At 70.7% G+C, this 15,664-nt stretch carries 14 protein-coding genes and 1 riboswitch; of the genes, 11 read left to right on the forward strand and 3 right to left on the reverse strand.

All coding sequences use genetic code 11. The features are described 5' to 3' along the window. Positions 1–110: 110 nt before the first annotated feature. The 10 genes from clsA to KUM39_RS18515 all read left to right on the forward strand — a co-directional run bounded on the left by clsA (position 111) and on the right by KUM39_RS18515 (position 10,384). Positions 111–719, forward strand: coding sequence for a cardiolipin synthase ClsA (clsA, locus tag KUM39_RS18470; protein ID WP_217786802.1), 609 nt, complete (start codon positions 111–113; stop codon positions 717–719). Positions 720–841: 122 nt separating this feature from the next. Then, on the forward strand, positions 842–3,337 hold the full coding sequence (locus KUM39_RS18475) for a mannose-1-phosphate guanyltransferase (protein WP_217786803.1): 2,496 nt from the start codon (positions 842–844) through the stop codon (positions 3,335–3,337). Positions 3,338–3,426: 89 nt separating this feature from the next. Then, positions 3,427–4,347, forward strand: a complete 921-nt coding sequence (locus KUM39_RS18480; protein WP_217786804.1) for a DUF881 domain-containing protein — start codon at positions 3,427–3,429, stop codon at positions 4,345–4,347. Continuing rightward, the gene (locus KUM39_RS18485) at positions 4,344–4,676 is read left to right on the forward strand and encodes a small basic family protein (protein ID WP_217786805.1); all 333 of its coding nucleotides are present in this window, start codon (positions 4,344–4,346) and stop codon (positions 4,674–4,676) included. The genes KUM39_RS18480 and KUM39_RS18485 overlap by 4 nt, the downstream gene beginning before the upstream one ends. A 5-nt stretch (positions 4,677–4,681) precedes the next feature. Next, positions 4,682–5,524: a DUF881 domain-containing protein gene (locus KUM39_RS18490; RefSeq protein WP_217786806.1), complete on the forward strand. Its 843-nt coding sequence runs from the start codon at positions 4,682–4,684 to the stop codon at positions 5,522–5,524. Positions 5,525–5,714: 190 nt separating this feature from the next. Further along, on the forward strand, positions 5,715–6,539 hold the full coding sequence (locus KUM39_RS18495; RefSeq protein ID WP_308288172.1) for an FHA domain-containing protein: 825 nt from the start codon (positions 5,715–5,717) through the stop codon (positions 6,537–6,539). A 44-nt stretch (positions 6,540–6,583) separates the two neighbouring features. Beyond that, on the forward strand, positions 6,584–7,321 hold the full coding sequence (ftsR, locus tag KUM39_RS18500; RefSeq protein WP_217786807.1) for a transcriptional regulator FtsR: 738 nt from the start codon (positions 6,584–6,586) through the stop codon (positions 7,319–7,321). Between the two features lie 96 nt (positions 7,322–7,417). Further along, the gene (locus KUM39_RS18505; protein WP_004934251.1) at positions 7,418–7,891 is read left to right on the forward strand and encodes a bifunctional nuclease family protein; all 474 of its coding nucleotides are present in this window, start codon (positions 7,418–7,420) and stop codon (positions 7,889–7,891) included. Between the two features lie 328 nt (positions 7,892–8,219). Further along, positions 8,220–8,894: a MerR family transcriptional regulator gene (locus KUM39_RS18510; RefSeq protein ID WP_217786808.1), complete on the forward strand. Its 675-nt coding sequence runs from the start codon at positions 8,220–8,222 to the stop codon at positions 8,892–8,894. Positions 8,895–8,950: 56 nt separating this feature from the next. Next, positions 8,951–10,384: a DNA polymerase IV gene (locus KUM39_RS18515; RefSeq protein WP_217786809.1), complete on the forward strand. Its 1,434-nt coding sequence runs from the start codon at positions 8,951–8,953 to the stop codon at positions 10,382–10,384. On the opposite strand, the gene KUM39_RS18520 is transcribed toward KUM39_RS18515, so the two are convergent. Then, on the reverse strand, positions 10,306–10,677 hold the full coding sequence (locus KUM39_RS18520; protein WP_217786810.1) for a PRC-barrel domain-containing protein: 372 nt from the start codon (positions 10,675–10,677) through the stop codon (positions 10,306–10,308). The genes KUM39_RS18515 and KUM39_RS18520 overlap by 79 nt on opposite strands. 119 nt (positions 10,678–10,796) lie before the next feature. Continuing rightward, positions 10,797–10,891: riboswitch (glycine riboswitch) on the forward strand. Positions 10,892–11,068: 177 nt separating this feature from the next. On the opposite strand from KUM39_RS18520, the gene gcvP reads away from it, so the two are divergent. Next, a complete protein-coding gene (gcvP, locus tag KUM39_RS18525) occupies positions 11,069–13,954 on the forward strand; it encodes an aminomethyl-transferring glycine dehydrogenase (RefSeq protein ID WP_217786811.1) in 2,886 nt (961 codons plus the stop codon). Positions 13,955–14,021: 67 nt separating this feature from the next. Here gcvP and KUM39_RS18530 read toward each other — a convergent pair whose 3' ends face one another. Then, positions 14,022–14,441, reverse strand: coding sequence for a TOBE domain-containing protein (locus tag KUM39_RS18530; RefSeq protein WP_217786812.1), 420 nt, complete (start codon positions 14,439–14,441; stop codon positions 14,022–14,024). A 26-nt stretch (positions 14,442–14,467) separates the two neighbouring features. Continuing rightward, positions 14,468–15,562: an ABC transporter ATP-binding protein gene (locus tag KUM39_RS18535; protein ID WP_217786813.1), complete on the reverse strand. Its 1,095-nt coding sequence runs from the start codon at positions 15,560–15,562 to the stop codon at positions 14,468–14,470. Positions 15,563–15,664: the final 102 nt, after the last annotated feature.

Here is a 15,664-nt window from a genome sequence, read left to right on the forward strand (position 1 = left end):
TCCTTTTACAGCTCCGGCTCTTGGGCATACAGCCCGAGAGCCGGAGCTTTTTTGCGTTGAGGTAGGGTCGGGGAGCATCGTTGGCTCATTTCCGCACAGGAGGCTTCCGGGTGGAGGTCCAGGAGACCCGTGTTCAGACAGAACGGGTGCTCACCATCCCCAACATCCTCAGCATGGCGAGGCTCGTCGGCGTACCCGTCTTCCTCTGGCTGATTCTGCGGCCGGAGTTCGGGGGCCCCAACAGCGACGGCTGGGCGCTGCTCGTCCTGGCCCTGAGCGGGATCAGCGACTATCTCGACGGCAAGCTGGCGCGTCGCTGGAACCAGATCAGCAGCCTCGGGCGATTGCTCGACCCGGCCGCCGACCGGCTCTACGTGCTGTCCACGCTGCTCGGACTCACCTGGCGGGAGATCCTCCCGCTCTGGCTGACCGCGCTGCTCCTCGCCCGCGAACTGCTGCTGGCCGTGATGGTCGGCATCCTCCGTCGGCACGGCTACCCGCCGCCCCAGGTGAACTTCCTCGGCAAGGCGGCCACGTTCAACCTGATGTACGCCTTCCCGCTGTTGCTGCTCAGCGACGGGCACGGCTGGATCGCGTCAGCCGCCGCGGTTTTCGGATGGGCGTTCGCCGTGTGGGGTACAACCCTCTACTGGTGGGCAGGAGTGCTGTACGTGGTACAGGTCCGCCGCCTGGTTCGAGCGGATGCCACGACCGACTGAGCTCGTCGAATTGTCCTGACATGCTGCCGGCCCCCAATGGCCCCGTGCGTGAATGTGCGGGAGACTGGAGGCGGGTGAAGTCGGTTAGACCGTCATCTCTTTGGTAGGAGGACGCTTCCGACATGAAGGCCGTAGTGATGGCCGGTGGCGAAGGCACTCGTCTTCGTCCGATGACCTCCAGCATGCCCAAGCCGCTCCTTCCGGTCGTGAACCGGCCGATCATGGAGCATGTGCTTCGGCTGCTCAAAAGGCATGGGCTCAACGAGACCGTCGTGACCGTGCAGTTCCTGGCGTCTCTCGTCAAGAACTACTTCGGTGACGGCGAAGAACTCGGCATGGAGCTGACCTATGCCAATGAGGAGAAGCCACTCGGTACCGCCGGAAGCGTCAAGAACGCCGAAGAGGCACTGAAGGACGACGCGTTCCTCGTCATTTCCGGCGACGCCCTGACCGACTTCGACCTGACCGACCTCATCAATTTCCACAAGGAGAAGGGTGCGCTCGTCACGGTCTGTCTGACGCGCGTTCCCAATCCGCTGGAATTCGGCATCACCATTGTCGATGAAGAGGGCAAGGTCGAGCGCTTCCTGGAGAAGCCGACCTGGGGCCAGGTCTTCTCCGACACCGTCAACACCGGTATCTACGTCATGGAGCCCGAGGTCTTCGACTACGTCGAAGCCGATGTGTCCGTGGACTGGTCCGGTGACGTCTTCCCGCAGCTGATGAAGGAAGGCAAGCCGATCTACGGCTATGTCGCCGAGGGCTACTGGGAGGACGTGGGCACCCACGAGAGCTACGTCAAGGCGCAGGCCGACGTACTCGAAGGCAAGGTCAACGTCGATATCGACGGATTCGAGATCTCGCCGGGCGTCTGGGTGGCCGAGGGCGCCGAGGTCCACTCCGACGCCGTGCTGCGCGGGCCGCTCTACATCGGTGACTACGCCAAGGTGGAGGCCGGCTCCGAGATCCGCGAGCACACCGTGGTGGGCTCCAACGTCGTCGTCAAGAGCGGTGCGTTCCTGCACCGGGCCGTGGTGCACGACAACGTCTACGTCGGCCAGCACAGCAATCTGCGCGGCTGCGTCGTCGGCAAGAACACCGACATCATGCGAGCGGCGAGAATCGAGGACGGCGCGGTCATCGGGGACGAGTGCCTGATCGGCGAGGAGTCGATCGTCCAGGGCAACGTCCGGGTGTACCCGTTCAAGACGATCGAGGCCGGTGCCTTCGTCAACCAGTCGGTCATCTGGGAGTCCAGAGGCCAGGCGCAGCTGTTCGGGGCGCGCGGGGTCTCCGGCATCCTGAACGTGGAGATCACCCCCGAGCTGGCCGTCCGGCTGGCGGGCGCGTACGCGACGACGCTGAAGAAGGGATCCACGGTCACCACCGCCCGTGACCACTCCCGCGGTGCCCGTGCCCTCAAGCGTGCGGTCATCTCCGCGCTCCAGGCGAGCGCGATCGACGTGCGGGATTTGGAGAACGTGCCGCTTCCCGTGGCCCGGCAGCAGACCGGGCGGGGCAGTGCCGGTGGCATCATGATCCGGACCTCGCCCGGTGTGCCCGACTCGGTGGACATCATGTTCTTCGACGGGCAGGGCGCGGACCTCTCCCAGGGCGGCCAGCGGAAACTGGACCGGGTCTTCGCCCGCCAGGAGTACCGGCGCGCGTTCCCCGGTGAGATCGGTGACCTGTACTTCCCGGCCAGCGTGTTCGACTCGTACACCGGGTCGCTGCTGCGGAACGTGGACACGGCCGGGATCGCGGACTCGGGGCTGAAGGTCGTGGTGGACGCCTCCAACGGCAGTGCCGGACTCGTACTGCCCAGCCTCCTCGGCAAGCTCGGGGTGGACTCGCTGACCATCAACCCCGGTCTGGACGAGGCGCGGCCGACCGAGACCGGCGACATGCGCCGCAAGGGCCTGGTGCGGCTCGGGGAGATAGTGGCGTCGTCCGGTGCGGCGTTCGGCGTGCGGTTCGACCCGGTCGGCGAGCGGCTGTCCCTCGTGGACGAGAAGGGCCGGATCATCGAGGACGACCGGGCGCTGCTGGTCATGCTCGATCTGGTCGCCGCCGAGCGGCGCAGCGGCCGGGTGGCGCTTCCGGTGACCACGACCCGTATCGCGGAGCAGGTGGCCGCGTACCACGGGACGCAGGTCGAGTGGACGACCACGTCGCCCGACGACCTCACCCGCGTCGGCCGTGAAGAGGGCACCATCTTCGGCGGCGACGGCATGGGCGGGTTCATCGTCCCCGAGTTCAGCAGTGTCTACGACGGCACGGCCGCGTTCGTACGGCTGATCGGGCTCGTGGCGCGGACGCAGCTCACGCTGAGCCAGATCGACGCCCGTATCCCGCGCGCCCACGTGCTCAAGCGGGACCTGGCCACGCCGTGGGCGGTCAAGGGGCTGGTGATGCGCCGGGTCGTGGAGGCGGCCGGTGACCGGTTCGTGGACACCACGGACGGGGTGCGGGTCGTGGAGAGCGACGGGCGCTGGGTCATGGTGCTGCCGGACCCGGCGGAGGCCGTCACCCATCTGTGGGCCGAGGGCCCCGACGACGCTTCGGCGCAGGCCCTGCTGGACGAGTGGTCGGCCGTCGTGGACAGCGCGGGCCGGTAGCGAGTCCGTCGTCCGGACCGGTCTCCTCGCGGGGGCCGGTCCGGCACGCTGGTGGGGCCGTTCGGAGCAATCGCGCACGGCGTGCGACGATGTGCGGCATGCCGCAGCAGCCCCCCGTTCGGAGCAGCCCCCGCGGGGCGCCGCGTCCGGACGCCTCCATGTCGTTGATCACCAATGTCATGGACCACAGCCTCGACGACGGTTACGCCGAGGCCGCCACCCGCAAGCGTGCCGCCGGTGGCACGGGCGGGCTGCCGAACACACTGCGCGCGAGGCTGGTGCTGGCGGGCGGGCTCGTCCTCGCCGCGCTGGTCGTCACCCTGGGGGCGGCGCAGACGCATGTCGCGGCGCCCGTCGTGGCCAAGGAGCGCCAGGAGCTGATCGACCGCATCGACCGCGAGACCAAGGACGCCGACCGGTTGCAGGGCGACGTCGATGCGCTGCGCGACGACGTGGGGGAGCGGCAGCGGGTCGCGCTGCGGGAGAGCGGTGGCAGCGCCGGGGCCGATCTGGTGGGGATGCTGTCGGGCGCAACCGCGGTGCACGGTCCTGGCGTCAAGCTGGTGGTGGACGACGCCAAGGAGGCCGACTCCGGTGACGGCGGCACCAATCCGCGGCAGACCGCGGACTTCTCCGACACCGGGCGGCTGCGTGACCGGGACCTTCAGCGGGTGGTCAACGGGCTGTGGGCGTCGGGCGCGGAGGCGGTGTCCGTCAACGGGCAGCGGCTGACCGCCCTGTCGGCGATCCGGGCCGCCGGTGACGCGATACTGGTGGACAACAAGCCGCTGGTGCCGCCGTACACGGTGCTCGCGGTGGGGGACGGACAGCGGCTCGCCACGCGGTTCCAGGACGGTGCGGACGGGCTGTATCTGCACGCGCTGGAGCAGAACTTCGGCATCCGCGCCACCATCTCCGCCGAGGGCGACGTCCGGTTGCCCGCCGCACCGAGTGTGATCGTACGAACAGCACAGCCGAGCACCGAGAAGACTGAGAAGGGCACATCGTGATCGCCGTACTGGGCCTCGTCGTAGGAGTCGTGGCCGGCCTGTTGGTCCGCCCCGAGATTCCGGCGGTCATGGAGCAGTATCTTCCGATCGCCGTCGTGGCCGCGCTGGACGCGGTGTTCGGCGGTCTGCGGGCCATGCTGGACGGCATCTTCGACGACAAGGTCTTCGTGGTGTCGTTCCTGTGCAATGTCGTCGTGGCCGCGCTGATCGTGTTCCTCGGTGACGAGCTGGGCGTGGGTGCCCAGTTGTCCACCGGGGTGGTGGTCGTCCTCGGTATCCGTATCTTCTCCAACGCCGCGGCGATCCGGCGGCACGTGTTCCGGGCGTGACGGGGATGAGCGACGAGCAGGAGCGGCCGGAGCACCGGCTGCGCAGGGAGCTTCCCGCCGAGGTGCCCGCGTCCGAGCCGGAGTACGGGGGTGCCCCGGAGCCCAAGGAGAGCGCGGAGCCGCAGGTCACCGGGCGGCAGCGGCTGTGGGCCGGATTGTGGCCGCCGCGTCTGAGTCGGGCCCAACTGATTGTGGCCGTGCTGCTGTTCGGCCTGGGTTTCGGGCTGGCGGTGCAGGTGGCGTCGAACAGCGACAGCGGCAACGTGCTGCGCGGCGCCCGCCAGGAGGATCTTGTACGCATCCTCGATGAACTCGACGACCGCACCCAACGTCTTGAGGACGAGAAGCAGGGGCTGGAGAAGCAGCGGGAGGAGTTGCAGAGCAGTTCCGACCAGGCGGCGGAGGCCCGCAAGCAGACCGAGGAGAAGGAACGGCAACTCGGCATCCTGGCGGGCACGGTGGCCGCGCAGGGTCCCGGTATCACCATGACGATCGAGGACCCGAAGGGCGCGGTGAAGGCGGACATGCTGCTCAACGCGATCCAGGAGTTGCGCGCGGCCGGTGCCGAGGCGATTCAGGTCGATCAGGTCCGGGTGGTGGCGAGCAGTTACCTGTCCGACACGGACAAGGGTGTCACGATCGACGGGAACAAGATCAACACCCCTTATCGTTTCAAGGTCATCGGCAAGCCGCAGGATCTGGAACCGGCTCTGAACATTCCGGGAGGAGTGGTGCAGACGTTGGAGAAGGAGCAGGCCACGGTGACGGTGGACCGGGCGGACAAGATCGTCGTGGACGCCTTGCGACAGGCGAAGCAGCCTGACTACGCTCGGTCGTCGGCCCGGTGAACCGACGGTGCATGCGGGTCGTCCGGCAGGGGCATGAGGTTGCGGGGGGTCGGCGCACCGAAGGGGTGGTGCGTGATGGAAACTGTCTGGTGGCCACGGACGTTGTGAAGGTGTCCGGGTCGGCCGGTGTAGGCATTCAGGGTTCGTCCTGCCCCACGGGCGGGTCTGTTTCGGTCAAGGGGAATCGCCCGTGAAGTTGTTTGCGAAGTTGTTCGGCAAGAGCGCGCGAGACGGCGGCGAGAACACGGCGGCCCGTCATCGCGCGGAGCCAGACGCGGAGGGGACGCGTCCCCTGTTCCGGGACCAGGTGGCTGGTCCGGGCGGTGACATTCCCGGGAATCCGGGCGGGGCGTCGGTTGACCCTGCTCAGTCCGGCGGCATAGGTTTCGGGCAAGCCTCAAGTGCGGGTGGAGGGTTCGCCTCCGACCCCTATGCGTCGAACGCTCCCGCGGGGCAGCCGCGGCAGGAGGAACCGTCCATGTCGGTCCTGGTGTGTACGAGGTGCGGCAACCGGAACGCGCAGAACGCCCGTTTCTGTTCCAACTGCGGTGCGCCGCTGCGTCCCGGAGTGGCGCCGGAGCGCGCGTCGGAGACGACGTCCACGATCTCCATCTCGGGTCTTGAGGCGTACGACAGCGAGATGACCGGGCAGACGCAGGTGCCCGCGCTGTCGCCCGAGGCGCAGGCGGCGGTCGATGCGCTGCCGATGGGGTCCGCCCTGCTGGTGGTGCGGCGCGGTCCGAACTCGGGCAGCCGCTTCCTGCTGGACAGCGACCTGACCACGGCGGGCCGTCACCCGCAGAGCGACATCTTCCTGGACGACGTGACGGTCTCCCGCAGTCATGTGGAGTTCCGCCGCTCGCCCGAGGGCGCGTTCACGGTCGCCGACGTCGGCAGCCTCAACGGCACCTATGTCAACCGCGAGAGCATCGACCAGGTCCCGCTCGCCAACGGCGACGAGGTCCAGATCGGCAAGTACCGGCTCGTTTTCTACGCGAGTCGGCAGGGCATCTGACCGACCCCCCGGGCGCCGTCCGGGGGGACCCTTAGGGAAGGTCCATGCTTCACACACCGAACGGCGGTGCCCGCGGCGGCATCGCCGGCACGGACAGCGGCCTGCTGAGCATCGGCGCGGTGCTCGGCGCGCTGCGTGACGAGTTTCCCGAGGTCACGGTCTCCAAGATCCGGTTCCTGGAGTCCGAGGGCCTCGTCGAGCCGCGGCGGACCCCGGCGGGGTACCGCAAGTTCAGCCCCGGCGACGTGGAGCGCCTGGCCCACGTACTCCGGATGCAGCGCGACCACTATCTGCCGCTCAAGGTGATCCGGGAGCACCTGGACGCGATGGAGCGCGGCGAGGCCGTACCCCTGCCGGTGGTCGGACGGCAGCGCAGCGGCGAGGAAGCGCCCGAGTCGCCCGAACGGCCGACCGTGGCCCGGATCGGCCGGGACGCGCTGCTCGCGGCGGCCGGCATCACCGAGGCCGACCTCACCGAATGGGAGTCGTACGGCCTGCTCACCGCGCAGGCGGACGGCGCGTACGACGCCGAGGCGGTCACCGTGGCGGGACTCGTCGGCGAACTGGGCCGGTTCGGCATCGAACCGCGCCATCTGCGCCTCATGAAGGCGGCGGCGGACCGGGAGGCCGGTCTCGTGGACCAGGTGGTCGCCCCGCTGAAGATGCACCGCAACCCGCAGACCCGCGCCCACGCGGAGGCCCGCGCGCGCGAGCTGGCGGCGCTCACGGTGAAGCTGCACACCGCGCTGGTGCAGGTCGCTCTCGGCGTCCGGCTGCCCTGAACGGCGGCTCGGCCGGGGCTCGGGCACGGTCTCCGATCGGTCGCCTGTTGAGGGCCCGACTACCCAAACGTCCCGAGCACGGCCTAGGGTTGCTGTGTGAACGAGCTCGATGTCGTAGGTGTCCGGGTCGAAATGCCCTCCAACCAACCGATCGTGCTCCTGCGCGAAGTGGGGGGCGACCGCTACCTCCCCATCTGGATCGGGCCGGGGGAGGCGACCGCGATCGCCTTCGCCCAGCAGGGCATGGCCCCCGCGCGACCGCTGACCCACGACCTGTTCAAGGACGTGCTGGAGGCCGTCGGCCAGGAGCTGACCGAGGTACGCATCACGGACCTGCGTGAGGGCGTCTTCTACGCGGAGCTGGTCTTCGCCAGCGGAGTCGAGGTGAGCGCCCGGCCGTCCGACGCCATAGCGCTCGCCCTGCGCACCGGGACGCCGATCTACGGCAGCGACACGGTGCTGGACGACGCGGGTATCGCCATCCCGGACGAGCAGGAGGACGAGGTCGAGAAGTTCCGCGAGTTCCTCGACCAGATCTCGCCCGAGGACTTCGGCACCAGCAACCAGTGAGCGGTACCGGTGGGCGGCGACCGGTGAGGGGCGCTCGGCGGGCGGACGATCGGTGAGCGGGCGGGCCCTCGGGCCCGCTTCCGCCGTCCGGGCCGCTTCCCGGCCGCCCGCACGGGGTAGACGCGGGAGGGACGGATGGCAATTGCCGGTGTCCCGTGAGAGCGTCCTACGGCCCTCCACGCGCGCATTCGGCTAGCCTTTCCCCGCGGTGGGGCACGGGAAACCACTCCTTGGGTGAATGTCACTCGGCGTGCCGAGTGTGGCGATCGTTGACGCACCCCTGGTGACTGCCTACCGTCGAGAAGGCAGGTCAAGGACGGAGGTCGGCGTGAGAAGCAGCGGCGACGGTACGGCTGGGGGCGCCCCCGGACGAGGGTTCGGGGAGAGCGGTCCGTACCCTCCCCCCGGTTCTCAGCTATTCGCCGGGCGGCCGTACGCCCAGGCGGGCAGCTCGGCCGAGCGTGTCGCGCAGCGGCCCACGGCCCTGCCGCAGGGCGGCGACGAGGTGTCCGAGGAGATCGGTTACCGGGGTCCCACGGCGTGCGCGGCGGCCGGTATCACCTACCGCCAGTTGGACTACTGGGCGCGTACCGGGCTGGTCGAGCCGAGTGTGCGCTCGGCGCAGGGGTCCGGCACCCAGCGGCTCTACAGCTTCCGGGACGTGGTCGTCCTCAAGATCGTCAAGCGGTTCCTGGACACCGGGGTCTCGTTGCAGAACATCCGGACCGCCGTGCAGCATCTGCGTGAGCGCGGGTTCCGTGATCTGGAGCGCGTGACGCTGATGAGCGACGGCGCCACGGTCTACGAGTGCACCTCGCCCGACGAGGTGCACGCGCTGCTCCAGGGCGGCCAGGGCGTGTTCGGGATCGCGGTCGGCGTGGTGTGGCGGGACGTGGAGAGCGCGCTGTCCCAGCTGCACGGGGAGCGGGTGGACACCGGGGAGACCCTGGTCGGTCACAACCCCGCCGACGAGCTGGCCAGGCGGCGCAACCGCGCGGTCTGACCCGCAGAGAGCGGCCCGGCCGCCGGTTGTCAGTGGTGTGGTGCAGCATCGTAGGTGTGAGAAACGCGCCCACGATCCTGCACCTCGACATGGACGCCTTCTACGCGTCGGTGGAGCAGGCGTCCAAGCCGAGTCTGCGCGGGAAGGCCGTGGTCGTGGGCGGCCTCGGTCCGCGCGGGGTGGTCGCCACCGCCTCGTACGAGGCCCGCGTCTTCGGGGTGCACTCCGCGATGCCGATGGGCCAGGCCCGCCGCCTCGCACCGAACGCCGCCTATCTGGTGCCGCGTTTCACGCTCTACCGATCGGTCAGCGAGCAGGTCATGGCGCTGCTGCGGCAGCTGTCTCCGCTGGTGGAGCCGCTCAGCCTGGACGAGGCGTTCGTGGACCTGGAGGCCGGGGGCACGGCGCGGGACGAGGCGACGGCGCGCCGGGTCGGGGTCGGACTGCGGGCCGGTATCCGCGAGATCACCGGTCTCACCGCGTCCGTCGGTCTCGCCGCCTCCAAGATGCTCGCCAAGATCGCCTCAGAGCGGGCCAAGCCGGACGGCCTGGTCGTCATCGAGCCCGGCACCGAACGGGCCCTGCTGGCTCCGCTGCCGGTGCGCACCCTGCCCGGCGTGGGCCCCGCCACCGGCGACCATCTGCGCCGGGCCGGGATCACCACCGTGCAGGAGCTGGAGGAGGCCGGGGAGGACGAACTCGTACGGCTGCTGGGCAGGGCGCACGGGCACGCGCTGTACGCGATGGCGCTGGCCCGCGACGACCGGCCGGTGGTGGCCGAGCGGGAGGCCAAGTCGGTGTCCGTGGAGGACACCTACGACACGGACATCCACGACCGGGCGCGGGTCGGCTCCGAGGTGCGGCGGCTCGCCGAGCGGTGTGTCACCCGGCTGCGCGGGGCGGGGCTGTCCGGGCGGACCATCGTGCTCAAGGTGCGCCGGTACGACTTCTCCACCCTGACCCGCTCCGAGACGCTGCGCGGACCCACCGACGATCCCGCCGTGGTCCGGGAGGCGGCGGCCAGGCTGCTGGAGCAGGTGGACACCACCGGCGGGGTGCGGCTGCTCGGGGTCGGGGTGACGGGGCTCGCGGACTTCACGCAGGAGGACCTGTTCGCGCAGGCGGCGGGGGAGCGGGCGGCGGAGGCGCCCGCCGAACCCGAACCGGAGGCCGTGCCGCGGGTCTCCGCGGAGCCCGCCGAGCGGCAGTGGCGGGCCGGGCAGGACGTACGGCACGCGGGGCTCGGACACGGCTGGGTGCAGGGCAGCGGGCTCGGCCGGGTCACCGTGCGGTTCGAGACGCCGTACTCCGGACCGGGCCGGGTGCGTACGTTCCGCGGCGACGATCCGGAACTGGAGCGGGCCGAGCCGCTTCCGCTGGTGCCGGAGGAGGACCGGGCGGCGGCCGGGGCTCAGCTCTCCCCGGTGCCCGCGATCCGGCCGAAGTCGTGGTCGGGGGGCGGGGAGGAGGCGGCCACGTCGAGGCCGTAGTGGTGGTAGAGCTGGAGTTCCTGCTCGGGGGAGAGATGACGGCCGACGCCGAAGTCCGGGGCGTCCTTGATCAGGGCGCGTTCGAACGGGATGCGGAGCGTGCCCTCGACCAGCTCGCTCGGTTCCAGCGGGACGAACGCGTCGCGGGAGAACAGACCGGTGCGTATCGCCGCCCACTCCGGCACGCCGGTCGCGTCGTCGAGGTACACCTCGTCCACGGTGCCGATCTTGGTGCCGTCGCGGTCGAACGCCTTGCGGCCGATCAGGCTGCGCGGATCGATGTCGGTCTGCACGGTCCCTCTCCCTCCACGTGGTCGCAACTCGCCCCCAGGCTCTACAAAAGAGCACATTCGTGACGGCGGCCACTCGAAGGCCCGGCTCACGGGCTCGCTGGTAGGCTGGCATCGGCCGCGGACCCCGTGCGGGAGAGTCCTCCGAGCACGTCGGAGGCGCCGAAGGAGCAAATCCTCCCCGGAATCTCTCAGGCTCACGTACCGCACGGACGAGGTCACTCTGGAAAGCAGGGCGGGTGTCACGGCTTCCGCTCTCACCGACGGTGAAAACCGGTGCCCCCGCAGGGCCCGGTGAAGCTCTCAGGTTGAGATGACAGAGGGGGAGGCCGTCCGGGGACATCCATGCCGTGGTGTCCCTCACAGGTCGTGTCAGACCAGGAGGCCCCCCGCCATGACCGCCCACCGCACTCCGCTCTCCGAGCTCGAAGCGGGCATCCCCTTCGAACAGCGCCACATCGGGCCCGACCAGGAGGCGCGGGCCAAGATGCTCGCGCAGATCGGCTACGGCTCGCTGGACGAGCTGACCGCCACCGCGGTGCCCGATGTGATCAAGAACGCCGACGCCCTGGACCTCCCCGGCGCCCGCACCGAGGCCGAGGTGCTGGCCGAGCTGCGCTCCCTGGCCGACCGCAACCAGGTCCTGGCCTCCATGATCGGCCTCGGCTACCACGGCACGTTCACCCCGCCGGTCATCCTGCGCAACGTGATGGAGAACCCGTCCTGGTACACGGCGTACACGCCGTACCAGCCGGAGATCTCCCAGGGCCGTCTGGAGGCCCTGCTGAACTTCCAGACGACCGTCGCCGAGCTGACCGGGCTGCCCACCTCCGGTGCCTCGCTGCTCGACGAGGGCACCGCCGCCGCCGAGGCGATGGCGCTGTCCCGGCGCATGGGGAAGAACAAGAAGGGCCTCTTCCTGATCGACGCGGACGCGCTGCCGCAGACCATCGCCGTCATCGAGACCCGCGCCGAGCCGACCGGTGTCGAGGTCGTCGTCGCGGACCTCACCGACGGCATCCCGGCCGACCTCGCCGGGCGCGAGATCAACGGCGTGCTGATCCAGTACCCCGGCGCCTCCGGTGCCGTCCGCGACATCCGCCCGGTCATCGAGCAGGCCCACGAGCTGGGCGCCCTCGTCACCGTCGCCGCCGACCTGCTCGCCCTGACCCTGCTGGTCCCGCCGGGCGAGCTGGGCGCGGACATCGCGGTGGGCACCACCCAGCGCTTCGGCGTCCCGATGGGCTTCGGCGGCCCGCACGCCGGTTACATGGCGGTGCAGGAGAAGTTCGCCCGCAGCCTGCCCGGCCGCCTCGTCGGCGTCTCCGTGGACGCCGACGGCCACAAGGCGTACCGGCTCGCGCTGCAGACCCGTGAGCAGCACATCCGCCGGGAGAAGGCCACCAGCAACATCTGCACCGCGCAGGTGCTGCTCGCCGTCATGGCCGGTATGTACGCCGTCTACCACGGCCCCGAGGGCCTGCGGACCATCGCCCGCCGCACCCACCGCTACGCCACGCTCATCGCCGCCGGTCTGACCGCGGGCGGCGTGGAGACCGTGCACGGCGCCTACTTCGACACCGTCACCGCCCGGGTGCCCGGCCGGGCCGCCCACGTGGTCGCCGCCGCCCGCGACAACGGCGTCAACCTGCGCCTGGTGGACGCCGACCACGTCTCGCTGGCCTGCGACGAGACCACCGACCGGACCGTCGTCGGTTCCGTGCTCGCCGCGTTCGGCGTGGACGGGGACATCGAGGCGCTGGACGCCACCGCCGAGGACACCCTGCCCGGCGCGCTGCTGCGCACCGACGACTACCTCACCCACCCGGTCTTCCACGAGCACCGCTCCGAGACCGCGATGCTGCGCTACCTGCGCAAGCTCGCCGACCGCGACTACGCGCTCGACCGGGGCATGATCCCGCTGGGCTCCTGCACCATGAAGCTCAACGCCACCACCGAGATGGAGCCGGTCACCTGGCCGGAGTTCGGCGCGCTGCACCCCTTCGCGCCCGCCGAGCAGGCCGAGGGCTACCTCACCCTCATCCGCGAGCTGGAGGACCGGCTCGCCGAGGTCACCGGCTACGACAAGGTCTCCCTCCAGCCCAACGCCGGTTCCCAGGGCGAACTGGCCGGACTGCTCGCCGTACGCGGCTACCACCGTGCCAACGGTGACACCGGCCGGACCGTGTGCCTCATCCCGTCCTCCGCGCACGGCACCAACGCCGCGAGCGCGGTGATGGCCGGTATGAAGGTCGTCGTGGTGAAGACCGCCGAGGACGGCGAGATCGACGTCACCGACCTGCGCGCCAGGATCGAGCAGCACCGCGACGAACTCGCCGTGCTGATGATCACGTACCCCTCCACGCACGGCGTGTTCGAGGAGCACGTCGCGGACATCTGCGCCCAGGTGCACGACGCGGGCGGCCAAGTCTACGTGGACGGTGCCAACCTCAACGCCCTGGTGGGCCTCGCCAAGCCCGGTCACTTCGGCGGCGACGTCTCGCACCTCAACCTGCACAAGACGTTCTGCATCCCGCACGGCGGCGGCGGCCCCGGCGTCGGCCCGGTCGCGGTCCGCTCGCACCTCGCGCCGTACCTGCCCAACCACCCGATGCAGCCGTCGGCGGGCCCCGAGACGGGTGTCGGCCCGGTCTCGGCGGCGCCCTGGGGCAGCGCGGGCATCCTGCCGATCTCCTGGGCGTACGTCCGGCTGATGGGCGGCGAGGGCCTCAAGCGCGCCACCCAGGTCGCCGTGCTCTCCGCGAACTACATCGCCAAGCGCCTGGAGCCGCACTTCCCGGTGCTCTACACCGGCCCCGGCAACCTGGTCGCGCACGAGTGCATCATCGACCTGCGCCCGCTCACCAAGGCGACCGGGGTCAGCGTGGACGACGTGGCCAAGCGCCTCATCGACTACGGCTTCCACGCGCCGACCATGTCGTTCCCGGTGGCCGGGACGCTGATGATCGAGCCGACCGAGTCCGAGGACCTGGCCGAGCTGGACCGGTTCTGCGACGCGATGATCGCCATTCGCGCGGAGATCGACAAGGTCGCCTCCGGTACCTGGTCCGCCGACGACAACCCGCTGCGCAACGCCCCGCACACCGCGCGGGCGCTCGGCGGCGAGTGGACGCACGCCTACACCCGCGACGAGGCCGTCTTCCCTGCCGGTGTCTCCGTCGCCGACAAGTACTGGCCGCCGGTGCGCCGCATCGACCAGGCCTTCGGTGACCGGAACCTCGTCTGCTCCTGCCCGCCGCTGGACGCCTACGAGGACTGATCCGCCGTAGTGACACAGGGCAGCCCCCGTCCGCACGGACGGGGGCTGCCCTGTGTCACGGGTGCCGCTACGCCGTCGCCAGGGAGACCTCGGTGGACTTGATCAGGGCGATCACGTCGGAGCCGACGAAGAGGCCGAGGTCGGTGGCCGCGTCCCGTGTGATCACCGCCGTCAGCTCCGCCCCGTCGGTGGCGACCTTCACGGACGCCATGACGTCGCCGAGCGCGAGATGGGTGATGGTGCCGGGGACGTGGTTGCGGATCGACAGGCCCTTGACCTCGGTGGTGGTGAGGGCGATCTCGGTGGACTTCACCAGCGCGCGGACGGTGCTGCCGGGGGCGAGAGCGAGGTCTTCCACGGCCTCCAGGGTGATGGCGGCCATGAGGTGCTGCCCGCCGTCGAGCCGGACCGAGACCGTGGCCATGACCTCGCCGGTACGGACCTCGGTGACGGTGCCGGGCAGCTGGTTGCGAATGCTCAGTGTCATGGGCACCCACCGTAGAGTGCGCGCGGTCAGGCCGGATAGGCGTGCGTCTGCGTCGCCTTGACCGTCGCCCAGACAGCGGCGCCCGGCGCGAGTTCCAGTTCGGCGGCGGCGGCCGTGGTGAGGTCGGCGGCCAGGGGGAGTTCACCGGTGAGGTCGGCGCGGATCTGGTCGCCGTGCGTCTCCAGTCCGCTCACCTCGCAGCGCCACAGGTTGCGGGCGCTGGCGCCGGTCGGCCGGTCGCGGAAGAGGGTGACGGCGAGCGGCGGGAACGCCACGAACACCGGCCCCGACAACTCCTCCGTCGTGGTGATCGCCGGTCCCGCCGCCAGCCGTACGGTGTGTCCGTCGGCCTCGCCCCGGTAGAGGTTGAGGCCGACCAGCTGGGCGATGTAGTCGGTGCGCGGGTGGCGGGCGATGTCGGCGGGGGCGCCCTCCTGGACGATCCGCCCGTCCTCGATGACGACCAGCCGGTCCGCCAGCACCATCGCGTCGAGCGGGTCGTGCGTGACCAGGACGGCGACCGCCTCGAACTCGGCCAGATGGCGCCGGAGCTGGGCGCGTACCTCCAGGCGGGTACGGGCGTCCAGCGCGGCCAGCGGCTCGTCCAACAGGAGCAGCCGGGGCCGGGTGGCGAGGGCGCGGGCGACCGCGACCCGCTGGGCCTGCCCGCCGGACAGCCGACGCGGCTTGGCGCCCGCGTGCGCGGCGAGCCCCATCCGCTCCAGCCACCCCGCCGCCTGCTCGCGTGCCTCCGCCTTGGAGAAGCCCTGGCAGCGCGGCCCGAACGCCACGTTGTCCAGCGCGGTCAGGTGCGGGAACAGCAGGTAGTCCTGGAAGACCACGCCGACCGGACGGGCCTCCGGCGCGGTCCGCTCCAGCGCGGTGCCGTCGAGCCGGAGATGGCCGTCGGAGAGCGGGACCAGACCGGCGAGGGCCCGCAGCGCGGTTGTCTTCCCGGCGCCGTTGGGCCCCAGCAGGGCCACGACGTCGCCGGGTGCCGCGGTGAGGCGCACATCGAGGCGGAAGGTGCCCCGGTCCACGACCAGATGGGCGTCCAGTCCCTGCGCGGCGCCCTCGGACCCGGGCACGAGGGCGGCCCGGCGGGCGTTGGTGTCGGTCATCGGTGAACGTCCAGCGGGGTCTCGGCGGGGCGGCGGGGTCGGGCTGGGGCGGGACGGTGTGCGGGGGAGGGTCCGGTGCGGGTGGCGGGCGCGGCCGTCGGG

The sequence above is a fragment of the Streptomyces corallincola genome (assembly GCF_019104725.1).
GTDB lineage: Bacteria > Actinomycetota > Actinomycetes > Streptomycetales > Streptomycetaceae > Streptomyces > Streptomyces corallincola.